Raw genomic sequence first — 26,419 nt, forward strand, 5'->3', positions numbered from 1 at the left:
GCGCCTCACGGGGCCGACTCGCGATAGGGCCGTAACTGGACCAGTTCGAGCGGGTAGTCGGGCGCCACGTACTGGCGGCTTTTCCAGATGAAGCCGTCCGCGGGGTCGACCCAGTAGCGGTTGTGCAGATGGATCCCCTGCCCCGCCAGGGTTTCGTCCACGCGCCGCAACCGGTGCACGGTATCCAGGATCGTCACGTCTTCCAGGCCACCGGGCACCAGCTGCCCGTCCAGCACGGCGCCGTAACGGTAGCCCGGCGACCAGTCCATGCGGCGCGTGTAGCGCGTCGTGCCGTGCAGACGATGCAAGCCGTCGTGAAACGGATCGGCTCCGGTAAACACGGAGGCGTCGAGGTTCTGCGGCAGGCCGACCGTGCGGGTGACCACACCGTCGCGGGTGAACACGATGTCGTGCCCCACGCCATACCAGCCGAGCACGCCATGCGCCGTGTTCGCCAGGATCAGGATGGCCCGGCCCGACGGCGCGTCCACCTGCAACTGGAAATACGGCGAGGCGGCCACGGAGGCCGGCGTGGCATCCACGGCATCGCCGTGTAACGCGAGACGCAGGCTTTCGACGCTGCCGACCGATACCGTCGAGCAACCGGCCACCAGCCAAAGCGCCAGGGCGCAGATGACGGCATGCAGAAAACGTGGCGCGACGCTCGCGCGTTGGGTCGGGGGGCATTCCAAAATCAGTGGCGGGTCCGTCGGGTAGAGGTCGGTTTTCGGCGCGTGGGCGACGAAGCGATGCAGGACAACACTGACCGTGGAGCCGGCGCCCACAGGGGGACGACCGGGGTGCATCGAAAACCTTACACGAGGCGAACGTGCCGAAAAATGACACCCGTCACGGCACGCGTCACAAATAGCGCAACCATGCCGAAACGGACGCATCGATCAGTGTGTATACATGTTCGAAGGCTTCGCGCTGCTGGCGATAGGGGTCGGGAATGTCACGCCCCTCACCCCAGCGATCGAGCAGGAACACCTTGCCGCTGACCTCCGGCGCGATACGCCCCAGCTCGGCTACATGCCGCTTCTCCATCGCCAGGACGAGGTCGTAGGGCCGCAGCAGCGCACGATCGACCTGGCGCGCGCGATGCGCATCGCCGTCGATGCCGTGCTCGTGCAGCAGCTGGCACGCCGTGGCGTCCATGGGATGACCGACCAGCGCGCCCAGGCCCGCGCTTTCCACCCGCGTACGATGGCCATCGCCCAGGCGCGCCCGCAGCACGTACTCGGCGATGGGGCTGCGACAGATGTTGCCGACGCAGACGATCAGTATCCGTTCGAACATGGGTGCTGCGATACTCCGTGGCTTGGACGACGCCGTGGCGACGAACGCAACCGACATGATAGCGACACGCGAAGGCATGGCATGAACCCGTGGCACGCCATCACCGCCTTCGGCGACAGTGCCCTGCTGCTCCCCCTGATCGCCTGGATGGGCCTCTGCCTGCTGGTGCCGCCGTTGCGCGTGCGCGATGCGCGGCGATGGGCGGTTGCGGTGGTGTTCGCCGGCGGCATCGTCTGCCTGTCCAAGCTGCTGTTCATGGGCTGGGGCGTCGGCCCCGCCGAACTCGACTACACGGGCTTCAGCGGGCATACCACGCTGGCGCTGCTGGTCTGGCCGTCGCTGGCCGCCTTGCTCGCACGCGATGGGGCGCCGCTCGTGCGCCGCGGCGCCATCGCGCTGGCCACGTGCCTCGGCGCGGCCGTTGCCGTGTCGCGGCTGGCCCTGAAGGTACACAGCCCTTCGGAAGTCGTGCTCGGCGCGGTGCTCGGTGTGGCGGTCATGGCGTGGTTCGTGCGCGGCGTGACGCCTCGTGTCGAGCTGCCGGCGGCACGACGTCGCCACGCCGCGCTGCTGCTGGGCCTGGGAGCGCTGGCCATTACCGTGGCCTGCCATGGCCGCGTGTTTCCGTCCCAACACATCCTCAAGGACATCGCGCAATGGCTGAGCGGCCACGGCGAGGTCTTCACGCGCCGCCTTCGACAGAGCTCCCCATGACCACACCATCGACCCCGCCCCCGCACAGCGCGTGGTACACGAAACTCGTCGCGGCGCGTGTCGCCGTGGACAAGGCGGCCGCGGACACGGCGCTGGCGGCCGATGAGTTACGTCGCTACCAGAAGTTCGCCCGCCCGGGCCAGCCTTCCGCACACATCGTGCAGCTGCGCCAGAAGCAGGCAGCCGCACGGCAGGCCTCCGCGCAGGCGAAGCAGGCATTCCTGAAAGCCGCGATGGAAGTGGCGCGCGAGGCGGGACTGACGCCGCCGCCGCGCGTCCCGCTGGAAACCTTCATGCGGGGCTGGATGGACGCCCAGCCGGCCGCCTGATGCGCGACCTGTTCAGGCGGAGGTCGTTACGCCCCGCGCGTTGCGCGCCGGTGCCGCCAGGGCCGCCACGGCGCGGTATTCGCTAGGGGTCATGCCCACGGTGGCCTTGAACTGCCGGGCGAAGGCGCTCTGGTCCACGAAGCCGCAGGCCATGCCGATGGACGCCACGTTGTCGTCACCGCCGAGCAGGCGCATGGCCGCCTCGATGCGCAACTTGGTCAGCACCTGCTGGGGGGTCAGCTGGAACACCCGGCGGAAATGCCGCTCCAGCTGCGCGACCGACAACCCGGCCAGTTCGGCCAGCGCGGGAATCCGCACGCCTTCGCCGTAGTGCTCCTGCATGTAGCCGAGCACGCGGCGCAGCCGCTCGTACGTGGGATGCTTGCCGTCGGGAAGGCCCAGGTCGCGCGATATGCCGATCACGCCGCGGATCTCGCCGCGCGAGGACACCGGCCGCTTGCAGGTGAGGCACCAGCCAGGCGCACGGTTGCTGAAGATGTGGACCTCGAGCTGGTTCTCGATCACTTCGCCGGCGAGCACCCGGCGATCCTGTGCGGCGTATGACCCGCCCATGAGCGCGGGAAACAGTTCGGTGACGCCGCGACCGATCACCTCGCTGCGCTGCTTCAGGCCGAGGCGGCGGACCAGGGTCAGGTTGGCGTGCGTGTACCGGCCTTCGGTGTCCTTGACGAAGAACACGACATCGGGCAACGCATCGAACAATGGCTCGAGTTCATCGGCGGAAATCTTCATGGTAAGGATGCTCCTTCGGCACAGCTGCGCACGGGTTTCAGGACCGTATGGACCATGGCGCGATGCATCATAAACCGCTTCGCACCGCGAAAGCCAAGGAAACAGGCATTCCCGGCACGGCTTGCCGAACTTGCAGCCAATTATGCAAAATTCCGCATCTACCGATAGCAAAGCTTTCTATACGCCACGGGGGCTGCCCGGTGAGCATGGACCCATGCATCGAATCGACTTCATCGACTCCCACACCGGCGGCGAACCCACCCGTGTCGTTCTTTCCGGTTTTCCCGATCTCGGCGACGGCCCGCTGGCCGCGCGACTGCAGCGCATGCGCGCGCAACACGACGCTTGGCGGCAGGCGATCGCCTGCGAACCGCGCGGCTCGGACACCATGGTGGGCGCCCTGCTGCTGGAACCGACCGATCCCACGGCCTGTGCCGGGGTGATCTTCTTCAACAACGTCGGTTACCTGGGCATGTGCGGACACGGCAGCATCGGCCTGGTGCGCACGTTGCAGCACCTGGGCCGCATCGCGCCGGGGCGCCATCGCCTGGAAACGCCGGTGGGCATGGTGGGCGTGGAACTGCTCGACGACGGCCGCGTGGCCATCGAAAACGTCGAGAGCTACCGCCACCGCCGCAGCGTATCGGTCGATGTCGCAGGCTACGGCAGCATCACCGGTGACGTCGCCTGGGGCGGCAACTGGTTCTTCATCACCGGCGAAACGCCGCTGCCGCTCACGCTGGCCAACCAGCGCGGGCTCACCGCCTACACCGAAGCCATCCGCGCCAGCCTGGAGCACGCCGGCATCACCGGTGCGGGTGGTCAGGAAATCGATCACATCGAACTCAACAGCCACGCCCCCGAGGGCGGCAACGACGGACGCAACTTCGTCCTCTGCCCGGGCATGGCCTACGACCGCTCGCCGTGCGGCACCGGCACCAGCGCGAAGGTGGCCTGCCTGGCCGCCGACGGCAAGCTCGATCCGGGCCAGGTCTGGCATCAGGCAGGCATCCTGGGCAGCGTGTTCGAGGCCACCTACCGGCACGGCGAACGCGGCGTGTTGCCCCGCATAACGGGCAGTGCCCATGTCACGATGCAAGGCACCCTGCTGATCGACGAGGCCGACCCGCTGGCCTGGGGTATCGGCGCCGCGTGAGCACGTTCGACCTGATCGTGATCGGCGCCGGCATCGTCGGTGCCGCCTGTGCGGAACGGGCCAGCGCGGCCGGGCTCAGCGTCGCCATCGTGGAGCCCGGCGCGATCGGCGGCGGCGCCACCGCGGCGGCCATGGGTCACCTGGTCGCCATGGACGACGATCCGGCCGAGTTCGCCCTGTCACGCTATTCGCTGGGGTTGTGGGATGCCTTCGCCAACCTGCCGGGCGCGGAGTTCAGCCGCTGCGGCACGCTGTGGGTGGCCAGCAACGACGACGAACTGGCGCGCATCCCGGACAAGCTCGATCGCCTCCTCGCGGCCGGTGTGCAGGCCGAGCCGCTGGACGCCCGCGCGCTCTACGAACACGAGCCCGCCCTGGCGCCCGGCCTGGCCGGCGGCCTGCGCATTCCGAACGAAGCCGTGGTGTATCCGCCGGCGGTCGCGCGCCACCTGGTCGATCGTGCGCTGCGCGCGGGCGCCATGCTCCACCGGCAGACGGCCGCCAGTCTCTATCCGCAAGGGGTGGTGCTGCACGACGGCAGCACGCTGCGCGGTTCCGTCCTGGTCGCCACCGGGTGTGCCTTGCCACAGCTGCTGCCAACGCTACCCATCCGGGCCCGCAAGGGGCACCTGGTGATCACCGACCGCTATGCCGGCAAGGTGACCCACCAGCTGCTCGAACTGGGCTACGCGGACAGCGCCCACGGTGCGGATGCGGCCAGCGTGGCGTTCAACGTGCAGCCGCGCCCCACCGGCCAGATCCTGATCGGTTCGTCGCGCGAATACGATGCGGCCGACGCCGGCGTGTCCATGGCCATGGTGCAGCGCATGCTCCAGCGCAGTTTCCGTTTCCTGCCCTTCCTGCGCGACCTGTCGGCCGTGCGCATCTGGACCGGTTTCCGTCCGGTGAGCGTCGATGGCCTGCCCTACCTCGGCCGTGTTCCCGGCATGGCCGACACCTGGGTGGCCGCCGGGCACGAGGGCCTGGGCGTCACCACCTCGCTGGGCAGCGCGCAGCTGCTGATCGACCAGCTGCTCGGGCGCCCCACAGCCATCGATGCCTCGCCCTACGATCCCGCACGGGTGGTCCGATGAGCGGCCATGTACGCATCGTGATCGACGGCCTGCCGGTCGAGGTGCCGGAGCGGATCAGCGTCGCCGCCGCGCTGCTCGGCCTGGAACGGCCGTTTCGCCGCTCGGTCGGCGGACAGCATCGCGCCGCCGTGTGCGGCATGGGCGTGTGTTTCGAGTGCCGTGTGGGCATCGACGGCCTGGCGCAGCAACGCGCCTGCCAGGTCACCGTGCGCGAGGGCATGAGGGTGGATACCGATGCATGATTGCTTCGACATCGCCGTCGTGGGCGCGGGCCCGGCCGGACTGGCCGCGGCCACCGCCGCCGCCGCGCACGGACACCGCGTGGCCCTGATCGACAGTCAGCCCGCGGCCGGTGGACAGGTGTGGCGGCAGGACATCGCGTACGGCTACCCGGCCATGGCCCGACGCAGCATCGACGGCGCACTGGCCACGCGCGGCGTAACCTGGCTGCCCGAGACGCAGGTGATCGCCGCGGAACCCGGCCAGTTGCTGTTGCAGGACCCGCGACGCGGTTACCTGCTGCCTTTCCGCTCGCTGGTGGTCGCCACCGGCGCCCGCGAACTGCTGCTGCCGTTTCCCGGCTGGACGCTGCCCGGCGTGGTCGGCGCCGGTGGTCTGCAGGCCCTGCTGAAACAGGGCTGGGCCCTGCGCGGACGGCGCGTGTTGATCGCCGGCAGCGGTCCGCTGCTGCTGGCCGCCGCCGCCACCGCGCACCGACATGGCGCCATCGTGCTGGGCATCCACGAACAGGCGCCGGCCGCCGCCATCAACGCGTTCGCCCGCGGGCTCTGGCGCTGGCCGGGCAAGGCCGTGCAGGCCGCCGCGCTGCGCCTGTCGCTGCGCGGCGTGGACTATCACACCGGCAGCGTGGTCACCGCCGCCGTGGGCGAGCAGGCGCTGGTGGCCGCCGATATCGACGACGGCAATGGCACGCGGCATGTCGCGTGCGACGTGCTGGCCGCCGGCTTCGGACTGGTGCCTGACCTGGCCCTCGCCCGGCAACTCGGCTGTGCGACGCGCGTCGGCGACAACGACGTGCATCCCCGGATCGTCGTCGACCCTTACCAGCGCACCAGCCGTGACGACACCTTCGCCGCCGGCGAAAGCTGCGGTATCGGCGGACGCGACAGCGCCCGCCTGGAGGGCGAGATCGCCGGGCTCGCCGCCGCCGGTGCCCGCGTGCCCGACGCGCTGCTACGCCGACGCGATCACGCCCGCGCGTTTGCCACGCACCTGCAGCGGCACTTCACGTTGTCGCCGCGTGTGCGTGACCTGGCCCGCGACGACACGCTGGTCTGTCGCTGCGAGGACGTCACGCTGGGCGCCGTGCGTGCGCATACCGACGCACGCAGCGCCAAACTCGCCACCCGCTGCGGCATGGGCGCGTGCCAGGGCCGCATCTGCGGCGCCGCGCTCGCCGAACTGGGCCACGGCTTGCGCACCGATCCGCGCCCCCCGCTCTTTCCCGCCCGCCTGTCCACCCTGGGCGAGCCGGACCTTCCCTGTTCCCTACCTTCACCTTGAGAGGCACATCCACATGAGCAACGCATCCCTCTGGCACGGCGTCCTTCCCGCCATCACCACCCCGTTCACGGCCGACGGTCAGATCGACCACGACTTCCTCGCCAGGCATGCCGTGCAGATGATCGACGCCGGCTGCAAGGGCATCGTGCCGCTCGGTTCGCTGGGCGAAGCGGCCACCCTGAGCTTCGACGACAAGACGGCGGTGCTGCGCACGCTGGTCAAGGCACTCGACGGACGCGCACCGGTGATCCCGGGCATCGCCTCGCTGTCCACCGACGAGGCCGTTCGCCTTGCCAGGGAAGCCAAGGCCATCGGCTGCGCCGGCCTGATGGTGCTGCCGCCGTACGTGTACTCGACCGACTGGCGCGAGATGAGTGCGCACGCCAAGGCCGTGATCGCCGCGACCGACCTGCCCTGCATGCTCTACAACAACCCGGTGGCCTACAAGACCGATTTCACGCCCGAGCAGATGGCCGAACTGGCCGGCCAGCACGCCAACCTGCAGGCCGTGAAGGAATCCTCGGGCGACGTGCGTCGCTTCGCCGCCATCCGCGCGCTCGTGGGCGATCGCCTCCAGCTGCTGGTCGGCATGGACGATGCGCTGGTGGAAGGGGTGAGCATGGGTGCGGTGGGCTGGGTGGCCGGCCTGGTCAACGCGTACCCGGCGGAATCGGTGAAGCTGTTCGAGCTGGCCCGCGACGGTGGCGCCACGGCGGCGGAATCGCTGTATGCGTGGTTCCTGCCGCTGCTGCGCCTGGATACCGTGCCCACCTTCGTGCAGCTGATCAAGCTGGTGCAGGCCCGCGTGGGCATGGGTAGCGAAACCGTGCGCGCCCCGCGCCTGCCGGTGGTCGGCGCCGAGCGCGAATACGCCATGAAGGTGATCGACCACGCGATCGCCACCCGGCCGGGGCTCTGATCCATGAGCGACCAGCCGCAGGTACTGATCGGCGGACGGTGGCGCGCGGCCGATGCGCCCACCGGGACGTTCCGCGCCGAGGACCCCACGCGGGGTGAAGCGATCGGGCCGGCCTTCCCGATCAGTGGCGCGGCGGATGCGGAGGCGGCCCTCGTGGCCGCCGTCTCGGTCGCCGCCGACCTCGCGGCGCTGCCGCCGGAGTGCATCGCCGATTTCCTCGAGCGCTACGCCGACGGCATCGACGCCGACGCGGAGACGCTGGTCGCGCTGGCCACGGCCGAGACGGCGTTGCCGGCGGAGCCGCGCCTGCGCTCGGTGGAACTGCCCCGCGCCAGCGGCCAGTTGCGCCAGGCGGCACGCGCGGTGCGCGAGCAGGCCTGGAGCGATGCCACGATCGATACGGCCAGCGGGCTGCGTGCGCATCGCGCGCCGCTGGGCAAGCCGGTGCTGGTGTTCGGGCCCAACAACTTCCCGTTCGCCTTCAACGCCGTGGCCGGCAGCGATTTCGCGTCCGCCATCGCGGCCCGCAACCCGGTGATCGCCAAGGCGCATCCGTCGCACCCGTCCACCTCGCGGCGACTGGCGCAGATCGCGCGCGATGCCGTGCAGGCAGCCGGCCTGCCGCCCGCGTCGGTGCAGCTGCTCTACCACTTCGACAACGCGACGGGCGCGGCCCTGGCCGGCGATTCCCGTCTGGGCGCGATCGGCTTCACCGGCAGTCGTACCGGTGGCCTCGCCCTGAAGCAGGCCGCCGATGCGGCGGGCGTGCCCATCTACGCCGAGATGTCCAGCGTCAACCCGGTGTTCCTGCTGCCGGGCGCGCTGGCCGAGGGTGCGGATGCCCTGGCGGAGGCGTTCTTCACCTCCTGCACCATGGGCAGCGGCCAGTTCTGCACCAACCCCGGCATCGTGGTGGTACCGGCGGGTGCCGCCGGCGACGCCTTCGTCGCCGCGGCCACGCGTCGTTTCGCCGAAGCCGCGCCGCGGCCGTTGTTTTCCCGGGGTGTCCTCGACAGCCTGAGCCACGCCGTCGCCGGGTTGACCGCGGCCGGCGCGACCGTGCTCGCCGGCGGAGGCCCCGGCAAGGACGCCGGCTACCGTTTCCAGCCGACGCTGCTGAGTGTGCACGCCGAGGCGTTCCTGAAGAATGCACGTGCCCTGCAGGCCGAGGCGTTCGGCCCGGTCAGCCTGCTGGTCCGCGTGGACGACGACGTGGCGTTCGCTGGCGTGGCGGAGGCGTTCGAGGGCAACCTCACCGGCACGCTCTACCGCGCGGCCGATGGCCGCGACGACGCGCTATGGCAAGCCATCGCACGTCACCTGCGGCCGCGCGTGGGTCGTCTGATCGCCAACCGCATGCCCACCGGCGTGGCGGTCAGCGCCGCGATGAACCATGGCGGGCCCTTCCCCGCCACCAGCCATGCCGGGTTCACCGCCGTCGGCATGCCCGCGGCCATCCATCGCTTCACCGCGCTGCACAGCTACGACAACGTCCCCGACGCGCTGCTGCCGGCGGACCTGCGCGACCGCAACCCCGGCGGCGTGCAGCGCCGGATCGACGGTCGCTGGACCACCGCCGACGTGGGAGCCGACGCATGAACGCACAGATCGGACACCTGGGTATCGAACGTGCGCGTGCCGCGTGCATGCCGTGGACCGCGCTCGCCCCGCGCATCGGCACCGACGAATACCTGGGCCGGCTGGCGCGTGCGCAGCGCCTGCTGGAGGCCACGGGAGCCGATGCGCTACTGGTCACCGCGGGCACGTCGCTGCGCTATTTCACCGGTATTCCCTGGGGCGCCACGGAACGCCTGGTCGGCATGCTGCTGCCCCGGCAGGGCGATGCGGTGCTGATCTGTCCGGCCTTCGAGGAGGGCTCGTTGCAGGCCGAACTGGCGCATCCGCTGCCGATGCTGTTCTGGGAAGAACACGAGGACCCGCACGCGCTGGTTGCCTCGTGCATGGCATCGCGCGGCGCACGCACGCTGGCGCTCGACCCGGCGGCACCCTTCGGCGTGTTCTCCGGCCTGGCCGCCGCGCTGGGCACACGCGACATCGTGGATGCCACGCCGGTGATCGACGGCTGCCGTGCCCGCAAGTCGCCCGCCGAGCTGGGGCTGATGAAGCAGGCCACGGCGATGACGCTGAAGGTGCAGGCCCTGGCCGCCGGCATGCTGCACGAAGGCGTTGCCGCGGGCGAGGTGAAGCGCTTCATCGACACCGCGCATCGCGCGCTCGGCGCGGACAACGGCTCCACCTTCTGCATCGTGCAGTTCGGCACAGCCACGTCCTTCCCGCATGGCGTGCCCGGCGAGCAATACCTCGAACAGGACCAGGTGGTGCTGATCGACACCGGGTGCAGCGTGGCGGGCTACCAGTCCGATATCACCCGCACCTATGTCTTCGGCACGCCGGATGCCGAGCAGTCGCGCATCTGGGATCTGGAGCGCGCCGCGCAACAGGCCGCCTTCGACGCGGTACGGCCCGGCGTGGCCTGTGCCGACGTGGATGCCGCGGCACGCCGCGTGATCGAGGCCGGCGGCCTGGGCCCGGATTATCGCCTGCCCGGCTTACCCCACCGCACCGGGCACGGTTGCGGCATGGCCATCCACGAAGCACCCTATCTGGTGCGTGGCAACCAGGCACCGCTCGCGCCGGGCAACTGCTGCAGCGACGAACCGATGATCGTCATCCCGGGCCGCTTCGGCATCCGGCTGGAAGATCATTTCTACGTGACCGACGACGGCGGCGCCTGGTTCACCACGCCGTCGCCATCGATCGACCAACCGTTTGCGTGACGTTCCACCGAAGGGGGTATCGCATGACTCGTTTCCCGGCCGCTCGCGGCGTGTTGCTCGCGTGCCTGATCGTCGCGACCGCTGTTCCCGGCCACGCGGCCGAGGCGCCAACCGGTGCGGCCAAGGCGTTCGATGCCCTGGTCGCCGAACGTTGGGCCTACCAGCTGAAGGAAAGCCCGGAGCTGGCCACCACCATCGGCGACTACCGTTACAACGACCGCTGGACGGATTATTCGCTGGCCCACGTGGCCGTGGACGGCAAGGCCACGGCGGCGTTCCTTCGGCGCTTCGAAGCGGTTGACGTCACGAAGCTGGACGAGCAACGCCGCCTCAGCCAGGCCATGGCCGTGCGCGAGCTGAAGGATCGCCTGGAGGCGATCCGCCTGAAAAACCACGAGATGCCGCTGGACCAGCTGGGCGGCGTGCAGCTGCAGCTGCCCGGGTTCGTGCCGACCATCCCGTTCGATTCCACGCAGCACTACGACCAGTACCTGGTACGACTGAAGGCCATCCCCCGCGTCATCGACCAGCTGATCGCCGCGTCGCGGCAAGGCATGACGGACGGTCTGATGCAGCCGCGCTACCTGCTGGAAAAGGTCGCCGTGCAGGCACGGCAGATCGCCGAACCGGCCGGCGCGGCCAACGTGTTCGGCCAGCCGGTGGACGCTATGCCTGCCAGCATGTCGGCGAAGGACAAGGCACGGCTGAAGCAGGCCATCCTCGCGGCCGTGGACGAACAGGTGCGTCCCGCTTACCGGAAGCTGGGCGACTTCGTCGCCAACGATTACGCGCCGCACGGGCGCACGCAGGAAGGCATCTGGTCGCTGCCCGACGGCGAGGCGCGCTACCGCTTCGCCATCCACACGCAGACCACCACGGACCTGGACCCGCAGCGTATCCACCAGATCGGCCTGGACGAGGTCAAGCGCATCGAAGGCGAGATGACGGCCATCGCGCACCAGCTGGGCTATGCCGACCTGCCCGCGTTCCGCGCCGCGATCGTCAAGGACCCGAAACGCTACGCCACCTCGCGCGAGCAGATCCTGGACTTTTACCGCGGCTACATCGCCGGCATGCAGCCGGAGCTGCCGAAGCTGTTCGGCCACCTGCCGACCACGGCGCTGAAGGTGCAGGCGGTGGAGGCGTACCGCGAGAAGGATGCGCCCGGCGCCGAATACCACCAGGGCACGCCGGACGGCAAACGCCCCGGCGTGGTCTTCGTCAACACCGGCGATTTCGCCCAGCGCACGCTGTACACCATCGAGGACACCGCCTATCACGAGGGCGTGCCCGGGCATCACCTGCAGATCTCGATCGCGCAGGGCCTGCCGTTGCCGCCGTTCCGCCAGCAGGCCGCGTACAACGCCTATATCGAGGGTTGGGCGCTGTATGCCGAGAAGCTGGCCAGGGAAGCGGGCTTCTACAAGGATCCTTACAACGACTATGGCCGCCTCAGCGGCGATCTGCTGCGCGCCGATCGACTCGTGCTGGACACCGGCGTGCATGCGCTGCACTGGCCGCGCCAGCAGATGATCGACTTCTTCCATGCCCACCCGGCGGAAGACGAGCCCAGCATGCAGGCCGAGACCGATCGTTACATCGCGTGGCCCGGCCAGGCGCTGGGCTACAAGCTGGGCCAGCTGAAGTTCCTGGAACTGCGCCAGCGCGCGGAGAAGGCGCTGGGCCCCGCGTTCGACATCCGCGCGTTCCACGACCAGATGCTGTCCGGCGGCGCCATGCCGCTGGAACTGCTGGATGCGCGCACCGATGCCTGGATCGCCACCGTCAAGGCGGCATCCACCCCTCATTGACCGGAGAGTCGCCATGTCCCGTTCCCTCGTCGGTATCGCCTGCCTGCTCGGCATGGCGGCCCTCGCTACCCCGACACACGCCGAGGACGTGGGCCGACGTTTCCGCGATATCGCCACGCGCGAATACACCTGGCGGCAGGCCCAGTTCGCCGGTGCCGACGACGAAAACGGGCCGGCGGCACCGTCGGATCACCTGCCGCGGATGGACGCCGCCACGCAGGCCACGCGCGAACGCTACTGGAGCGACGTGCTCGCGCAGTTGCAGGGCATCGATCCCGTACGGCTGACCGGCGAGGACCCGACCAACTACGCCGTCTACCGGCAACAGGTGGAGGTGCTGCTGGCCGACCAGCGCTTCCACACCTGGCAGATGCCGTTCAACGCGGACTCCGCGTTCTGGAGCAACCTGGGTTTCAGTGCGCGCGCCACGTTCACCGATGCCGCGTCCTACCGTCATTACCTGGCCCGCCTGCGCGACGTGCCGCGATACTTCGACGAGGAAACGGCGGCCATGCGCCTGGGCCTGTCACGCGGTTTCAGCCAGCCGAAGCTGGTGGTGGCCAGCCAGTACGACGGCATCCGCAGCGTGGCCGAGGCCGCGGGTGAGGCGAACCTGTTCTACACGCCGTTCCTGAAGATGTCGCCGACCATCCCCGCGGCGGAACAGGCCCGGCTGCGCGACGAAGCGAAGAAGGCGATCGAGACCCAGGTGCGGCCCGCGTACGCCCACCTGCTGGCTTTCATGCGCAACGAGTATTACCCGGCCGCGCGCGACGGGCTGGCCGCCGAGGACCTGCCGGACGGCGTGGCCTTCTACCGTTCGCAGATCCTCGAATACACCACGCTGGACAAGAGTCCGGACCAGATCCACGCGCTGGGCCTGAAGGAGATGGCCGATATCCACGGCCAGATGCTGGCGGTGATGCGCGAGGTGAACTTCAAGGGCACCTTCCCGGAATTCCTGCATTTCCTGCGTACCGACCCGCAGTTCTACGCGAAGACGCCGGACGAGCTGCTGAAAGACGCCGCATGGATCGCCAAGGAAGTGGATGCCGTGGTCGGCGATTACATCGGATTGCTGCCGCGCCGCCGTTTCGCGATCAAGCCGGTGCCCGCCGACCTCGCGCCGATCTACACGGGCGGCCGCGGCGGCCCGGGGATCTACCTGGTCAACACGTACAACCTGCCTTCGCGACCGCTGTATTCGCTGCCGGCGCTGACCCTGCACGAATCCTCGCCGGGGCACGCCCTGCAGATGCCGCTGGCCGCCGAGACCACCGGCCTGCCGGACTACCGTCGCTACGGCTTCATCTCCGCCTATGGCGAAGGCTGGGCGCTGTATTGCGAATACCTGGGCCAGGAGATGGGCATCTACCACACACCGTACGAGCGCTTCGGTTACCTCAGTTACCAGGCCTGGCGTGCGGCACGCCTGGTCGTGGACACCGGCATCCATCACCTGCACTGGACGCGCGAGCAGGCGCGCCAGTACCTGCGCGACAACACCGCGCTGGCCGAGCACGAGATCGACACCGAGGTGGATCGCTATATCGCGTGGCCGGGCCAGGCGCTGTCGTATTACCTGGGCGAGATGGCCATCCGCGAGGGCCGTGCGCGGGCGACGAAGGCGCTGGGTGAACGCTTCGACATCCGTGCCTTCCACGACACCGTGCTGTCCACCGGCTCCGTGCCGCTGCCCGTGCTGAACCAGCGGATCGACGTCTTCATCGCCGGCGGCGGCAAGTCGCCCTACGCGTCCACCGCGGGAGCGCCACGTCCATGAGCGACATGCCGAACGACACCCAGGGCCACTTCCACAAACGCCTCACCCTGGTCGACCTGACCTTCATCGGGCTGGGTGCGATCTTCGGCTCCGGCTGGCTGTTCGCGGCCGGCCACGTGGCCGCGCTGGCCGGCCCGGCGGGCATCGTCTCCTGGCTGATCGGTGGCGCCGCGGTGCTGCTGCTGGGCCTGGTCTACTGCGAACTCGGCGCCGCGTTGCCGCGCGCGGGCGGTGCCGTGCGCTATCCCGAGTACTCCCACGGCGCACTGCTGGGCGCGCTGATGGGCTTCATTACGCTCATCGCGTTCTCCAGCCTGATCGCCATCGAGACGGTGGCCTGCCGGCAATACGCCGCCGCGTGGCTGCCCGCGCTGAACGTGCCCGGCAGCACGCACGCCAGCGTGCTGGGCTGGTTCGTGCAGCTGGCCTTGCTGCTGCTGTTCTTCGCGCTCAACTACTACAGCGTGAAAACCTTCGCCAAGGCCAACAACATCATCAGCGTGTTCAAGTTCGTGGTGCCCGTGCTGGTCATCGTGATGCTGCTGACCCACTTCCATCCGGCCAACCTGAGCATCCACGGCCTCGCTCCCAACGGCCTGTCCGGCGTGGAAGCCGCGGTATCCGCCGGTGGCATCATCTTCGCCTACCTGGGCCTGACGCCCATCGTCTCGGTGGCCAGCGAGGTACGCGATCCCCAGCGCACCATTCCCATCGCGCTGATCCTTTCCGTGGTGCTGTCCACCGTGATCTACGTGCTGCTGCAGCTGGCGTTCCTGGGCGGTATCCCCACCGACATGCTGGCCGGCGGCTGGAGCGGCATGGACAAGGCGTTCGCCCTGCCCTACCACGACATCGCGCTGGCGCTCGGCTTCGGCTGGCTGGCCACGCTGGTGGTCTGCGACGCGGTGATCTCGCCCAGCGGCACGGGCAACATCTACATGAATGCCACGCCGCGCATCGTCTACGGCTGGGCGCGCAGCGGCGGCTTCTTTCCCGCACTGACGCGGATCGACCGCGCCTCGGGCATTCCGCGGCCGGCCCTGTGGCTGACCCTCGCACTGTCCATCTTCTGGACGCTGCCGTTTCCCTCGTGGGAGGCGCTGATCCAGGTGGTCTCGGCCGCGCTGGTGCTCAGTTACGCCGTGGCCCCGGTCACCGTCGCGGCGCTGCGCCGCAGCGCGCCGGCACTCGAACGCCCGTTCCGCGTACGCGGTTTCGCGGTGATCGGGCCCGTGTCGTTCGCCGTGGCCGGACTGATCGTCTACTGGTCCGGCTGGAGCACGGTGTCGTGGCTGCTCGGCCTGCAGATCGCCATGTTCGCCGGGTACGTGCTGGTCAAGCGCGCCACGCGCGCGCCACGCGCGCTGCTTGCCCAGCAGGTGCGCTCGGCGGCCTGGCTGATCGGCTTCTACGTCGTCATCATCGCCGCGTCCGCGCTGGGCACCTTCGGCGGCAACGGCAGCCTGCCCCATCCCTGGGATTCGGTCGTGGTGCTGGTGGCGTCCGTGGCCATCTACTACTGGGGCGCCTGCACGGGCCTGCCCGCTTCCGCGCTTGCGCTGGACGACGACGATGAGTGACCTCGACCGCACGCCGATGGCGCGCCGCGACTTCCTGCGCACCCTGGCCGCCGCCAGCGCGGCGGCCGGCCTGGCACCCCTGTCGGCCGACGCATTATGGCGCGGCGATACCGGCGGGGCACCTGTCGCGCCCACCACCGGTGCGCCGCCGCCCGCCTCGCGAGTGCCCTTGCCTGGCGTGTCCCTCGACGGCTTCGCGCCCGTGGCGACCTTCCGCGACGGCGACCGCGCGTGGCGCGTGCTGGAAAACCTGCGCCACACGGATGGCGACCTCGTGCTTGCCGACGGCACGCAGGCCGTGGTGATCGGCAAGCGGACCGAGGCCACCTGGGACGAGTCCGACAAGCCGTACCTCGGCCTCGCACTGGCCGAGATCGCGGTCGCCGGCCCCGACCTGCTTGCCGATCGGCTGCTGGCCAAGGGGCAGCCCGACGAAGACCAGGTGCGGCGGGCCGCGCCGCCGCCGGCCTCGGTGCTTAACCCGGAGGACTATTATGGCCGCCTGCCGTGGACGACCTTCGTCGGCACCCGCCAGTGCCTGGACACCATGCCGGTCTACACCTCCGGCAGCACGCGCGGTTACCACGCCGACCAGGCCTTCGCCGACCTGCACGACCCGAAGAAAGTGGCCCGCCGTCGCGAGGGCCTGCTCGGTGGCTGGCTACCGGCGGTGCACAAGGTGGTGCCGATCGACGCGGAGCGCTGGTACGACGTGATCGTCTTCGCCGACGTGGATGCCACGGATCGCTTCGTGGTGCAGACCTGGCATCGCACGGCGCTCGTCGAACATGGCGCGATGACCCGTGTCGTCTACGGGCACAGCTATCCGGCCTGCCCGCCGCGACGGCAGGCCCCCACCGCCGATGCGTTCCACGCCGCGCTGCTGCGCTTCCACGACCGCTGGCATGCCGAACTGGCCGACATGGCGGTGGCGACGATACCGGCCCCCGGCTGGGCGGACATGGCGCGCTACGCGTTCGCGCGCGAACTGGTCGTACGCCCGGAGGGCACCTATCCCAAGTACGGCGCGGTGGATCGCGACTACTACGGCAACGAGTACGACGGTTTCCAGGACACCTTCACCAGTTCGCTGTACGCCAACCTGGAATGGGGTCGCTTCGCCCAGGCCGCCGCCGTGTTCGATGGTTATTTCACCGATTTCGTCCAGCCCGACGGCATGATCAACATGCGCGGCGCGGAGATGGGCCAGTTCGGCCTCACACTCTCGCTGATCGCACGCTACGTGGCCTATACGGGCGACGTGGCGCTGTGCCGCAAGCACCGCGCGAAGATCGAGGCCACCGCCGCTATCCTTCTCGAACTGCACGATGCGTCGCTGCGGCTGGCGGCCACCGACCCGGGCCATGGCCTCATCCACGGCTGGAACGAGTCCGACGCCTGCCTGTTCCCCGATCCCATGCTGTGGTGGAAGCCGTACTTCGCCAACAGCGCGCTGGCCGTGCGCGGACTCACCGATCTGGCCGGCGCATGGTCGCGTATCGCACCGGGCGACATCGCCACCGCGTCGCATTGGACGACGCGCGCCACCGCGCTGCGCGAACGGCTGGTGGCCAGCGTGCGCGCCAGCGTGCGCCACGACCTCAAGCCGCCTTACGTGCCGCCGTTGCCCGGTGTGAAGCGCACCTTCCGCGAGGCACTCGCCGCCGAACATCCCAGCGAGCAGCAATGGCCGCACCGCGCCTATGCGGAACTGTTGCAGGCCGACGTGCTGCCGGACGACCTGGCGCACCGGGTGATCGACGCGATGCGCGGCCACGGGGCGACCAGCCTGGGTGTCGTGGCCAACATCGGCCCGGTGGATCCGAAGAGCCGCGATATCCTCGGTTTCATCTCCTACGGTTACGCGCAGCAGCTGCTGCGCCTGGATCGCGTGGATGAATACCTGCTGTTCCTCTACGCGCACCGCCACCACGGGCATACGCCCGGCAGCTGGACCGCCGGCGAGGTCACCGATATCGCCGGCGGCATGCCGCTGTTCTGCATGCCGGCGCAGATGACGATTCCTCTCCTGCTGCGCTGGGCCTTCGTCCACGACGACAGCGACGGTAACACCCTGCGACTGGGCCGTGCCGTGCCGCATTCCTGGTGGACCGGGAACCATCCGCTGTCCCTGGATGCGGCGCCGACGCGGTGGGGACGGTGCAGCCTGCAACTGCAACGCAGCGCCGGCATGCTGTCCGCCACGGTGGTGCTGCCCGACGCAGCGATGCCGAAGGCGGTCTGGCTCACGCTGCGCACGCCGCCACAGGCGACGCGTGGCATGGTGCGGATCGACGGTGCCGCCGTACCGGCCGGCGACCTAAGCGGCGAGCATATTCGCCTGCACGGCCGTCCCGGGCAGCGAATCGAGGTCACGCTGGCCTTCACGTGACCCGATACTGTGCAGGATGCCGCACCGGCGTCTTGTAAATGACACAAGACGCTGCCGGTGCGTGACGGCACGATGAAAGCGCGCATCGGGGGGTGTGCGGGTACGCCGGGCCTGATGCGCGGCGGCCACGCGGTGGGGGCGACATGCACGAATCGGACGAACGCAGGCGATTTCTGAAAACGGGTGCGATCGCACTCGCCAGCGCCCTGGCCGCGCCGCGGTTGCAGGCCTTCGATACTGCCGACCCGGCCAGCGCGACCGCCGTGGCGGCGCGTGAGAAACCGGTATGCCGGATGCAGCCTTTCGCGCTGAACCAGGTCCGCCTGCTGGACAGCGATTTCAGCCGGGCCGCGGCGATCAACCTCGATTACCTGCACAGCCTGCCCGTGGACCGCCTGGCGCACAGCTTCCGCGTGCAGGCCGGCCTGCCTTCCACCGCGAAGCCGCTGGGCGGCTGGGAAAAACCCGATTGCGAACTGCGCGGCCATTTCACCGGCGGGCATTACCTTTCGGCTGCCGCCATCGCATGGTCCGCGCACGGCGACGCCACGCTGAAGGCGCGCGGCGATGAACTGGTCGGCATCCTGGCCGGTTGCCAGCGACCCAACGGCTACCTCAGCGCGTTCCCCGAATCGTTCTTCGACCGTCTGAGCGCCGGCCAGAAGGTCTGGGCGCCGTTCTACACGGTGCACAAGATCCAGGCCGGCATGCTCGACATGTACCGGCTGGCCGGCAACGCGCAGGCCCTTGCCGTCGCCAGGGGCATCGGCAACTGGACCGTGCGCTGGCTGAACGGGTTCTCCGATACGGACATCGCGCACATCCTCAAGACCGAATACGGCGGCATGAACGAATCGATGGCGGACCTGTACGCCATCACCGGCGACACCCGCTACCTGGATGCCGCGCACCGGTTCGACCAGGTGTCGCTGTTCGATCCGCTGGCCTCGCATCGTGACGAGCTGAAGGGCCTGCACAGCAACACGCAGATCCCCAAGGTGATCGGCGCGGCGCGCCGCTATGAGCTGACCGGCGAACCGCGCTACCGGCGCATCGCGGAGTTCTTCTGGGAAACGGTGACGCAGAACCGCACCTACGCCACCGGCGGATCCAGCAACGACGAATTCTGGAAGACCGGCCCGGGCGACCTGAAGGACCAGCTGGGCCTGTACGCGGCGGAATGCTGCGTGGCCTATAACCTGCTCAAGCTCACGCGGCATGTCTACGCGTGGAGCGGCGATCCGCGCGCCTTCGACTACTACGAGCGCAACCTCTACAACGCCCGCCTGGGTACGCAGGATGCCCAGGGCATGAAGCTGTACTACTACTCGCTGCAGCCCGGTGGCGCGAAGTTCTACAACTCGCCCATGGACTCGTTCTGGTGCTGCACCGGCAGCGGCGCGGAGGAGTTCGCCCGCTTCAACGACGCGATCTATTTCCGCGACGGCGACGCGCTGCACGTCAACCTGTTCATCCCTTCCGAGCTGGACTGGCCCGAGATGGGCCTGACCCTGCGCCAGCACACCGATTTCCCCCGCGAAGGGGCCACGCATTTCCGGTTCACACTGAAGCAGCCGCGCGACATCGCCCTCAACCTGCGCATCCCTTCGTGGATCGCCCCGGGCGCGCGCGTGGAAGTGAACGGCGAGGCCCTGGATACCTTCGCCTCGCCTGGCAGCTACCTCACCCTGCGGCGCACCTGGCAGACGGGCGACCGCGTGTCGCTCACCCTGCCCATGGCGCTGCGCAGCGTGACGCTGCCCGGCGACGACACGTTGCAGGCGGTGACGATCGGGCCGATCGTGCTGGCGGCGCGGCTGGGTTCCAAGGGCCTCACGCATGACCAGCAGTACGGGCGTTACGAATCGGGTCCGTCGCCCGAACCCAAACCGCAGCCCGCACCGCAGATCGCGCCGGATGACGCGCAGCCGCTCGCCTGGCTGGTGCCGACGGACACCCCGCTCACCTACCGTGCCACCACCCGCCACGGCGTGATCGACGTGGCGCCGCTGAACACGATCCAGGGCGAACGTTACGCCGTGTACTGGCAAACCGAAGGCGCCGCCTCCGGCGCCACCTGAGCTTCAAGGCCACCACGCATTCCATCCACCCCGCCCCGTCCACGGACCGGTCGACGGCTTCGTGCACCTTTTCGCCACCGCCCCGAGGAACGCCATGTATCCACGTCATCGCTCCAGGTCCGACCGCTCCTCCTGTACGGGGTTTTCCGCGCGGCTCGCCGGCACGACGTTGCAGGCAGCTATCGCGCTGGCGCTGTTGGGAACCTGCGCCACGTCGCAGGCGCAGGACACCACGAAGGACGCCAGCGCGACCGAGGCAAAAACACTCGACGCGGTGACCGTCACGGGCTCGCGCATCCGCCGCGTGGACACCGAGACGGCCAATCCCGTGGTGACGCTGGATCGCGCCGCCATCGAGGCCACCGGCAAGCCGACACTGGGCGACCTGGTCCAGGAGTTGCCTTCCATCGCCGGCAACGCGACCAATCCCAATACCAACAGCGGCGGCGGCACCGGTGCCTCCACGGTGTCCCTGCGTGGCCTGGGCGACAAGCGCACCCTGATCCTGGTCAATGGCGTGCGCCTGGCCTACAACGACGTCAACGCCATTCCGGCCAGCATGATCGAGCGCGTCGAGGTGCTCAGCGACGGTGCCTCGGCCGTGTACGGCTCGGACGCCATCGGCGGCGTGGTCAACTTCATCCTGCGCGACCACTTCGACGGCGTGCAGCTGTCCAGCGACTTCGGCACCAGCAAGCGCAGCGACGGCAACCGACGCAACTTCGCACTGACCGCCGGGCACACCGGCAGCAACTACAGCGTCATCGCCGGGCTGTCGTACAGCGACATCGACGCCGTATCGGCGGCCGCGCGTCCGTACTCGAAAGATGCCTTGTACCTGACGGACGGCGTCCCGGTGAAGCAGGGCTCGTCCGCCACGCCCGGCGGCTCGGTCAATTTCAACGACGGCTCCGACGCCTCCACGGCGCTGGCCGCCGCGTCCGGCTGCTCACGCGTCACCCTCAACCCCGGCGTGACCGGGCAGCCGGGGCCCGGCGATTTCCACTGCTACCACGGCAGCGATTCGTACAACTACCAGCCCTACAACCTGTTGCAGACGCCGCAGAAGCGCACGAACGCCTTCGTCCTGGGCAAATACCAGTTCACGCCCTCGGTGCAGGGCTACGTCAACGCCTATTTCAGCAAGACCAAGTCCTCGTCGGTGATCGCGCCGATCCCCGTGTTCGCCAACGGCGACAATTTCCTGGTGTCCTCCGCCAGCGCCTACAACCCCTTCGGCGTGAACTTCGGTACCGATCGCGCCACGGGCACGTCGTACAACGACCTCAACACGCGCGCCACGGTGCTGGGCAACCGCAGCTACCAGTACAACACGTACAACCTGCAGGTGAACCCGGGGTTGCGCGGCGCGTTCGGCGACAGCACCTGGCAATGGTCCACCGATATCAACTACGGTCGCGTGCGCCAGATATCGCGCAACAACGGTTTCCTGGACTATGCGCAGTTCAACCAGGCGGTGGGACCGTCGTTCCGCGATACCGACGGCACCGTGCGCTGCGGCAGCGCGGGCAACGCGATCGCCGGCTGCACGCCGCTGGACATCTTCAACCTCAACGCGCCGTCCAGCCTGGCCACGTTGCAGTCGATGATCGTCAACCCGACGGTCACCAGCGTCTACACCGTCAAGCAGTGGGAAGCCAATGCCAACGGCGACCTGTTCGACCTGCCCGCCGGCACGGTCAGCCTCGCCACCGGCGTGTCCTATCGCAAGGAGAGCACCTCCACGCAGGCCGACCCGCTGTGGACCGGCGACGAGAACGGACTGTGCGGGGTGGTCGAGTTCTGCGCTTCCACGCTGGCCGGCGGTTTCAACGTCAAGGAAGCCTATGCGGAGGCGCTGGTGCCCCTGCTGTCCGACCTGCCGGGCATCCGCTCGCTCAACCTGACGCTGGGCTCACGCTGGTCCGACTACAGCACGGTGGGCAGCAAGACCAACAGCAAGGTGGCGCTGGAGTGGCGTCCGCTGGACGACCTGCTGCTGCGCGGTACGGTGTCGCAGGTGTTCCGCGCACCCAACACCGGCGAGCTGTACGCGGGCGTGGCCGGCGATTCGGCCACCGCCAACGACCCCTGCAACGGCTACACCGGCGGGCACGACGTGGCCTGCGCCAATGTTCCCACCAACGGCTCCTACCGCCAGGCCGACGGCCAGGTGGCGGGCAAGGCGTCGGGCTCGGTGCTGGCCGGCTACCAGCTCAAGCCGGAAACCGGGCGCTCGTACGACATCGGCCTGGTCTACGATCCGCATTGGCTGGAAGGCCTGTCCTTCAGCGTGGACAGCTGGAAGATCAACCTCAAGGACACGATCTCGCAGGTGTCGGCGCAGACGGTGCTGAACCAGTGCTACGCCAACCCGGCCAGCGCGTTCTGTGCGCTGGTGCATCGCAACGGCAACGGCACCATCAACTACGTGGCCGAGCCCACCGTCAACCTCGGCAAGCTGTGGGCGGCCGGCACCGATGTCGGCCTGGCGTATCGCTTTCCCGAGACGGCCTACGGCAAGTTCGCCGCCTCGCTCAACGGCACCTACGTGAAGCGTTACGACATCAACCCGGACACCACCGACCCGCATTCGGTGGTGATCCACAACGCTGGCATCTACACCTATTCCTACGGCAACTTCCCCCGCTGGCGCGGCCTGGGCACGCTGAACTGGTCGATGGGCAACTTCAGCGCCTCGTGGCGGCTGCGCTATGTCGGCCGCACACAGATCGGCAGCAGCGACCTCACCCAGGGGCTTTCGGCGGATGCCGCCCTGCCGGGCATCGAGCGAAAGATCGGCGCGTACGTCTACCACAACGTGCAGGTTGCCTATAAGGTCGAACCCTGGCACACGCGCTTCGAGCTCGGTGTCGACAACCTGGCCGACAAACAACCGCCGCTGTATTTCGCCAACAACGTGACCAACGCCAATACCGACGTCGCCACCTACGACCTGCTGGGCCGCTATTACTGGGTGCGCGCCACGGTGTCGTTTTGATCCGCCTGCCGGGCATGCCTGGGCGCACGGGTGCGCTCGCCGTGCCTCGGGCCTTCGCTCTGGCGGGTGCGTTCGCGTTGGCGGGTGCCTGCGCCCTGGCGAGCACGGCGGCCCTCGCCGCGCAGTTGCCCCAGGTGGTGCACGCGAACGGACGCCACGCGCTGCAAGTGGACGGCAAGCCGTACACCGTACTGGCCGTGCAGCTGCACAACTCCAGCGCCTGGCCCGCCGTGCTGCCCGAGGTGTGGGACGACGTCCTCGCGCTGCATCCGAACACCCTGGAGGCGCCGGTCTACTGGGAACAGTTCGAGCCCTCCCCGGGTCGCTACGACACGGCCAACCTCGATGCGCTGATTGCCGGCGCCCGAGCGCACGGCCTGCGCCTGGTGGTGCTCTGGTTCGGCAGCTGGAAGAACGGCCAGATGCACTACGTGCCGGAGTGGATGAAGGCCGATCCCGCTCGCTACCCGCGGGCACTGGATGAACACGGCACGCCGCTGGAGGACCTCTCGCCCCACGCCGACGCCAACCTGCACGCGGACCAGGCGGCCTTCGCCGCCCTCATGGATCACCTGCGCAAGGTGGACGGCGACCGCCACACCGTCATCATGGTGCAGGTGGAAAACGAGCCCGGCAGCATCGGTGCCATCCGCGACCACTCGCCGACGGCGGAGCGGGCGTTCGCCGCGCCGGTGCCCGAGGCACTGGCGCAGGCCCTGCACCGGCCGCCCGGCCGCACCTGGACGGCGACCTTCGGCGCCGATGCCGACGAGCAGTTCAACGCCTATGGCATCGCGCGCTACATCGATCAGGTGGCAGCCAGCGGCAAAGCGCGTTACGCACTGCCGATGTACGTCAACACCTGGCTGCGCTACAAGGGCAAGCACATGCCCGGCTACGACTACCCCAGCGGCGGCGCCACCTGGAACGTGCTGGATACCTGGAAGGCCAGCGCGCCGCACATCGACCTGATCGGCACCGACCTCTACAGCACCGACTACAACGAGTTCACCAAGGTGGTCGGCCAGTACACCCGCCCCGACAACCCGCCGTGGATCTCCGAGACCGGCTACGAGGCCGGCAACGCGCCCTACCTGTTCCATGTGCTCGCGCAGGGCGGCGTGGGTTTCTCGATCTTCGGCGTGGATCACGCCTCCGATACCGCGGAACGCAAGGCCGCCACCGAAGCACACGCACGCAACTTCGCCCTGCTCGGCCCGATCCAGGGCCTGGTCGCCGACGCGGCGTTCAAGGGCACGCTCAAGGCCGCCGTGGAGCAACGCGGCCAACCGAAAACGGACATCGCGCTGGGCGATGGCTGGACGGCCCATGTGTCCTACGGCGCCCCGGCGTGGGGCGACGCGCCGCCGGAACTGCAGGGTAACTCCGCCGCGGACGGCCATATCCTGCTGCTGCCGCTGGGCAAGGACGAGTACCTGCTGGTCGGCTTCCACGCGCGCGTGGAGTTCGAACGCAGCCGCCAGGACGGCCGCATGGGCCAGTTGCTGCGCGTGGAGGAAGGCGGGTACCGCGACGGTGTCTGGGTGCCCCGCCGCTGGTGGAACGGCGACCAGACCGACTACGGCCTCAACCTCGGCGACCGCCCGGTCTACCTCCGGGTGCGTCTGGGAGATTTCCCCGGCGCCACGCCCCGGCCTGGAACCGACCACCTCCCGTAGGAGCGCACGATGTGCGCGAACCCTCAACGTCGCTATGGCGAATGAAGCCATGCACCCCATCGCTGCGAGCGCTTCCGTGAATCCGTTATTCGCTCTTCTGGGCGCGCGGAAACGCCTGCCTTCAGGTCGCGCATGGCCTCGTTCGTCTTAGCGACGTTGAGGGTTCGCGCACACGCGTGCGCTCCTACGCACAAACGCACCGAACCCTCAAACACGCCAAACGATCAAACACGCCGAACGATCAAATACGCCAAACGATCAAACCCGCCGAACGATCAAACCCGCCGAACGATCAAACCCGCCGAACCATTGTAGGAGCGCACGATGTGCGCGAACGACACGACACGACACGATCAACGCAACCCCCCTACCGAAGCTCCCCGGCCACCAACGCACCCAACTCCCTGAACCACGCCGCGCGCTGATCGTCCGTCGACGCGGTATCGCGCAGGAACGCCGCCACCACCGCGCGCTTGCCGTTCGGGGCGGTCACGATGGCCATGTCGTTCCAGGCGGCGATGCGCTTGCCGTAACTCGATCCGGTACCGGTCTTGTCAGCGATGCTGAAGCCCGCCGGCAGGCCGGCGCGAATACGCGTGGGCACCACCTGGGCCTGCATCAGCGACAGCAGGTAACGCGTCGACACAGGGGACAGTAGTTCGCCGGCTTGCAGCTTGCGCAGGAACGTGGCCGCGCCGTCCAGCGTCGTGGTGTTCTGCGGCATGGCGATGGCGGTCTCGTAGCCGCGACGCAGCCGCGCTTCCCTGGCCTGCGCGGTCTCGTGTACCGGGGGCGCCGCGCCATCGGGCAGGCCTTCGAACACCTGCCCGACCTCCCGCTCGCCCACGTCGATGCGTATGCCGTGCACGCCTTTACCGTCGAGGTACGCCGTGACCTTGGGGCCACCGCCGAGCAGCTTGATCAACGCGTCCACGGCCGTGTTGTCGCTCTGCGAAACCGACGCCGACAGCAGTTCGGCCACCGTGACATTGATGGCACCCTTCGCTGCCCGCGTGCCGATCGAGGGCACCGCGGAGCCCGCCACCACGTCGGCCGGCGTCAGGTGCACGGTCTGGTCGAGGTGCAGCGTGCCGGCGTCCACGCCATGCAACACGGCGGCGGCGACCGGCGCCTTGAACACGCTCATCAGCATGTAGGCGCGGTCGTCGCCGACCCGCGCCGTGGTGCCGTCGTCCAGGTTCATCACGATGATGCCGAAGTGGGCGGGCTTGGCCTTGTCTGCAAGCGACTGCAGCGCGACCTGCAAGGCAGCCGATCGGTCTGCCGCACCGGTGGTCTTCGGTGCATCGGTGCCCATGGCGGCGGGCATGGCGCCCGTGGCGGCAGCCGCGGGAACGCCCGCAGCGGCGGCATCACCCGCGGCCATCGCCGCCAACGGCGCCAGGGACAAGGCCAGTGCCAGCGACAGCGCGATAAGGTTGGGCTTCAGCATCACGTGAGGTTCCTTGGGTTGAGGCACGCCATGCTGGATCACGCCTGGGCGTT

At 68.9% G+C, this 26,419-nt stretch carries 20 protein-coding genes; 16 read left to right on the forward strand and 4 right to left on the reverse strand.

Features of this window, described 5'->3' with window-relative positions; genetic code table 11:
• Positions 1-5: 5 nt before the first annotated feature.
• Positions 6-806, reverse strand: coding sequence for a YjbF family lipoprotein (locus tag AB8808_RS11840; protein ID WP_369929598.1), 801 nt, complete (start codon positions 804-806; stop codon positions 6-8).
• Between the two features lie 55 nt (positions 807-861).
• Complete coding sequence (locus AB8808_RS11845; RefSeq protein WP_369929600.1) at positions 862-1,299, reverse strand: low molecular weight protein-tyrosine-phosphatase; 438 nt, start codon at positions 1,297-1,299, stop codon at positions 862-864.
• A gap of 81 nt (positions 1,300-1,380) precedes the next feature.
• On the opposite strand from AB8808_RS11845, the gene AB8808_RS11850 reads away from it, so the two are divergent.
• Together AB8808_RS11850 and AB8808_RS11855 are read left to right on the forward strand one after the other, a co-directional pair.
• Positions 1,381-2,013, forward strand: a complete 633-nt coding sequence (locus AB8808_RS11850; protein WP_369929602.1) for a phosphatase PAP2 family protein — start codon at positions 1,381-1,383, stop codon at positions 2,011-2,013.
• A complete protein-coding gene (locus AB8808_RS11855) occupies positions 2,010-2,342 on the forward strand; it encodes a hypothetical protein (protein ID WP_369929604.1) in 333 nt (110 codons plus the stop codon). The genes AB8808_RS11850 and AB8808_RS11855 overlap by 4 nt, the downstream gene beginning before the upstream one ends.
• 12 nt (positions 2,343-2,354) lie before the next feature.
• Here the strand turns inward: AB8808_RS11855 and AB8808_RS11860 are convergent, their stop codons facing one another.
• The gene (locus AB8808_RS11860; protein ID WP_369929606.1) at positions 2,355-3,095 is read right to left on the reverse strand and encodes an AraC family transcriptional regulator; all 741 of its coding nucleotides are present in this window, start codon (positions 3,093-3,095) and stop codon (positions 2,355-2,357) included.
• Between the two features lie 214 nt (positions 3,096-3,309).
• Between AB8808_RS11860 and AB8808_RS11865 the strand changes: the two genes are divergently transcribed.
• The 14 genes from AB8808_RS11865 (at position 3,310) to AB8808_RS11930 (ending at position 24,913) form a co-directional block, all read left to right on the forward strand.
• Positions 3,310-4,251, forward strand: a complete 942-nt coding sequence (locus tag AB8808_RS11865; protein WP_369929608.1) for a 4-hydroxyproline epimerase — start codon at positions 3,310-3,312, stop codon at positions 4,249-4,251.
• Positions 4,248-5,345, forward strand: a complete 1,098-nt coding sequence (locus AB8808_RS11870) for an NAD(P)/FAD-dependent oxidoreductase (protein ID WP_369929610.1) — start codon at positions 4,248-4,250, stop codon at positions 5,343-5,345. The genes AB8808_RS11865 and AB8808_RS11870 overlap by 4 nt, the downstream gene beginning before the upstream one ends.
• On the forward strand, positions 5,342-5,587 hold the full coding sequence (locus AB8808_RS11875) for a (2Fe-2S)-binding protein (protein WP_036141152.1): 246 nt from the start codon (positions 5,342-5,344) through the stop codon (positions 5,585-5,587). The genes AB8808_RS11870 and AB8808_RS11875 overlap by 4 nt, the downstream gene beginning before the upstream one ends.
• A complete protein-coding gene (locus tag AB8808_RS11880; protein WP_369929612.1) occupies positions 5,580-6,869 on the forward strand; it encodes an FAD/NAD(P)-dependent oxidoreductase in 1,290 nt (429 codons plus the stop codon). The genes AB8808_RS11875 and AB8808_RS11880 overlap by 8 nt, the downstream gene beginning before the upstream one ends.
• A gap of 13 nt (positions 6,870-6,882) precedes the next feature.
• Positions 6,883-7,788 (forward strand): dihydrodipicolinate synthase family protein, encoded by a 906-nt coding sequence (locus tag AB8808_RS11885; protein ID WP_369929614.1) that lies wholly within the window; start codon positions 6,883-6,885, stop codon positions 7,786-7,788.
• Between the two features lie 3 nt (positions 7,789-7,791).
• Positions 7,792-9,387 carry an aldehyde dehydrogenase family protein gene (locus tag AB8808_RS11890; RefSeq protein ID WP_369929616.1) on the forward strand — a complete coding sequence of 532 codons (1,596 nt, stop codon included), beginning with the start codon at positions 7,792-7,794 and terminating at the stop codon, positions 9,385-9,387.
• Positions 9,384-10,586 (forward strand): M24 family metallopeptidase, encoded by a 1,203-nt coding sequence (locus tag AB8808_RS11895; protein WP_369929618.1) that lies wholly within the window; start codon positions 9,384-9,386, stop codon positions 10,584-10,586. Before AB8808_RS11890 ends, AB8808_RS11895 begins: the two co-directional genes overlap by 4 nt.
• Before the next feature lie 23 nt (positions 10,587-10,609).
• A complete protein-coding gene (locus tag AB8808_RS11900) occupies positions 10,610-12,397 on the forward strand; it encodes a DUF885 domain-containing protein (protein WP_369929620.1) in 1,788 nt (595 codons plus the stop codon).
• Positions 12,398-12,410: 13 nt separating this feature from the next.
• Positions 12,411-14,180 (forward strand): DUF885 domain-containing protein, encoded by a 1,770-nt coding sequence (locus AB8808_RS11905; RefSeq protein ID WP_369929622.1) that lies wholly within the window; start codon positions 12,411-12,413, stop codon positions 14,178-14,180.
• Complete coding sequence (locus AB8808_RS11910; RefSeq protein ID WP_369929624.1) at positions 14,177-15,760, forward strand: APC family permease; 1,584 nt, start codon at positions 14,177-14,179, stop codon at positions 15,758-15,760. Before AB8808_RS11905 ends, AB8808_RS11910 begins: the two co-directional genes overlap by 4 nt.
• A 16-nt stretch (positions 15,761-15,776) precedes the next feature.
• Positions 15,777-18,152, forward strand: coding sequence for a Tat pathway signal protein (locus AB8808_RS11915; RefSeq protein WP_369931250.1), 2,376 nt, complete (start codon positions 15,777-15,779; stop codon positions 18,150-18,152).
• A gap of 143 nt (positions 18,153-18,295) precedes the next feature.
• On the forward strand, positions 18,296-20,233 hold the full coding sequence (locus AB8808_RS11920; protein ID WP_369929625.1) for a glycoside hydrolase family 127 protein: 1,938 nt from the start codon (positions 18,296-18,298) through the stop codon (positions 20,231-20,233).
• A gap of 94 nt (positions 20,234-20,327) precedes the next feature.
• Positions 20,328-23,234, forward strand: coding sequence for a TonB-dependent receptor domain-containing protein (locus tag AB8808_RS11925; protein WP_369929627.1), 2,907 nt, complete (start codon positions 20,328-20,330; stop codon positions 23,232-23,234).
• Between the two features lie 14 nt (positions 23,235-23,248).
• A complete protein-coding gene (locus AB8808_RS11930) occupies positions 23,249-24,913 on the forward strand; it encodes a DUF5597 domain-containing protein (RefSeq protein WP_369931251.1) in 1,665 nt (554 codons plus the stop codon).
• A gap of 367 nt (positions 24,914-25,280) precedes the next feature.
• Here the strand turns inward: AB8808_RS11930 and AB8808_RS11935 are convergent, their stop codons facing one another.
• The gene (locus AB8808_RS11935; RefSeq protein WP_369929629.1) at positions 25,281-26,366 is read right to left on the reverse strand and encodes a serine hydrolase; all 1,086 of its coding nucleotides are present in this window, start codon (positions 26,364-26,366) and stop codon (positions 25,281-25,283) included.
• Positions 26,367-26,419 lie beyond the last annotated feature (53 nt).

The sequence above is a fragment of the Xanthomonas sp. NCPPB 2632 genome, assembly GCF_041228075.2.
Classification (GTDB): Bacteria; Pseudomonadota; Gammaproteobacteria; order Xanthomonadales; family Rhodanobacteraceae; genus Luteibacter.

Coding starts and splice junctions, on each gene's coding strand:
- AB8808_RS11880 (WP_369929612.1), top strand. CDS start 5,580: ATGCATGATTGCTTCGACATCGCCGTCGTGGGCGCGGGCCCGGCCGGA.
- AB8808_RS11935 (WP_369929629.1), bottom strand. CDS start 26,366: ATGCTGAAGCCCAACCTTATCGCGCTGTCGCTGGCACTGGCCTTGTCC.
- AB8808_RS11840 (WP_369929598.1), bottom strand. CDS start 806: ATGCACCCCGGTCGTCCCCCTGTGGGCGCCGGCTCCACGGTCAGTGTT.
- AB8808_RS11845 (WP_369929600.1), bottom strand. CDS start 1,299: ATGTTCGAACGGATACTGATCGTCTGCGTCGGCAACATCTGTCGCAGC.
- AB8808_RS11905 (WP_369929622.1), top strand. CDS start 12,411: ATGTCCCGTTCCCTCGTCGGTATCGCCTGCCTGCTCGGCATGGCGGCC.
- AB8808_RS11895 (WP_369929618.1), top strand. CDS start 9,384: ATGAACGCACAGATCGGACACCTGGGTATCGAACGTGCGCGTGCCGCG.
- AB8808_RS11885 (WP_369929614.1), top strand. CDS start 6,883: ATGAGCAACGCATCCCTCTGGCACGGCGTCCTTCCCGCCATCACCACC.
- AB8808_RS11875 (WP_036141152.1), top strand. CDS start 5,342: ATGAGCGGCCATGTACGCATCGTGATCGACGGCCTGCCGGTCGAGGTG.
- AB8808_RS11860 (WP_369929606.1), bottom strand. CDS start 3,095: ATGAAGATTTCCGCCGATGAACTCGAGCCATTGTTCGATGCGTTGCCC.
- AB8808_RS11900 (WP_369929620.1), top strand. CDS start 10,610: ATGACTCGTTTCCCGGCCGCTCGCGGCGTGTTGCTCGCGTGCCTGATC.
- AB8808_RS11865 (WP_369929608.1), top strand. CDS start 3,310: ATGCATCGAATCGACTTCATCGACTCCCACACCGGCGGCGAACCCACC.
- AB8808_RS11915 (WP_369931250.1), top strand. CDS start 15,777: ATGGCGCGCCGCGACTTCCTGCGCACCCTGGCCGCCGCCAGCGCGGCG.
- AB8808_RS11890 (WP_369929616.1), top strand. CDS start 7,792: ATGAGCGACCAGCCGCAGGTACTGATCGGCGGACGGTGGCGCGCGGCC.
- AB8808_RS11920 (WP_369929625.1), top strand. CDS start 18,296: ATGCACGAATCGGACGAACGCAGGCGATTTCTGAAAACGGGTGCGATC.
- AB8808_RS11855 (WP_369929604.1), top strand. CDS start 2,010: ATGACCACACCATCGACCCCGCCCCCGCACAGCGCGTGGTACACGAAA.
- AB8808_RS11930 (WP_369931251.1), top strand. CDS start 23,249: ATGCCTGGGCGCACGGGTGCGCTCGCCGTGCCTCGGGCCTTCGCTCTG.
- AB8808_RS11925 (WP_369929627.1), top strand. CDS start 20,328: ATGTATCCACGTCATCGCTCCAGGTCCGACCGCTCCTCCTGTACGGGG.
- AB8808_RS11850 (WP_369929602.1), top strand. CDS start 1,381: ATGAACCCGTGGCACGCCATCACCGCCTTCGGCGACAGTGCCCTGCTG.
- AB8808_RS11910 (WP_369929624.1), top strand. CDS start 14,177: ATGAGCGACATGCCGAACGACACCCAGGGCCACTTCCACAAACGCCTC.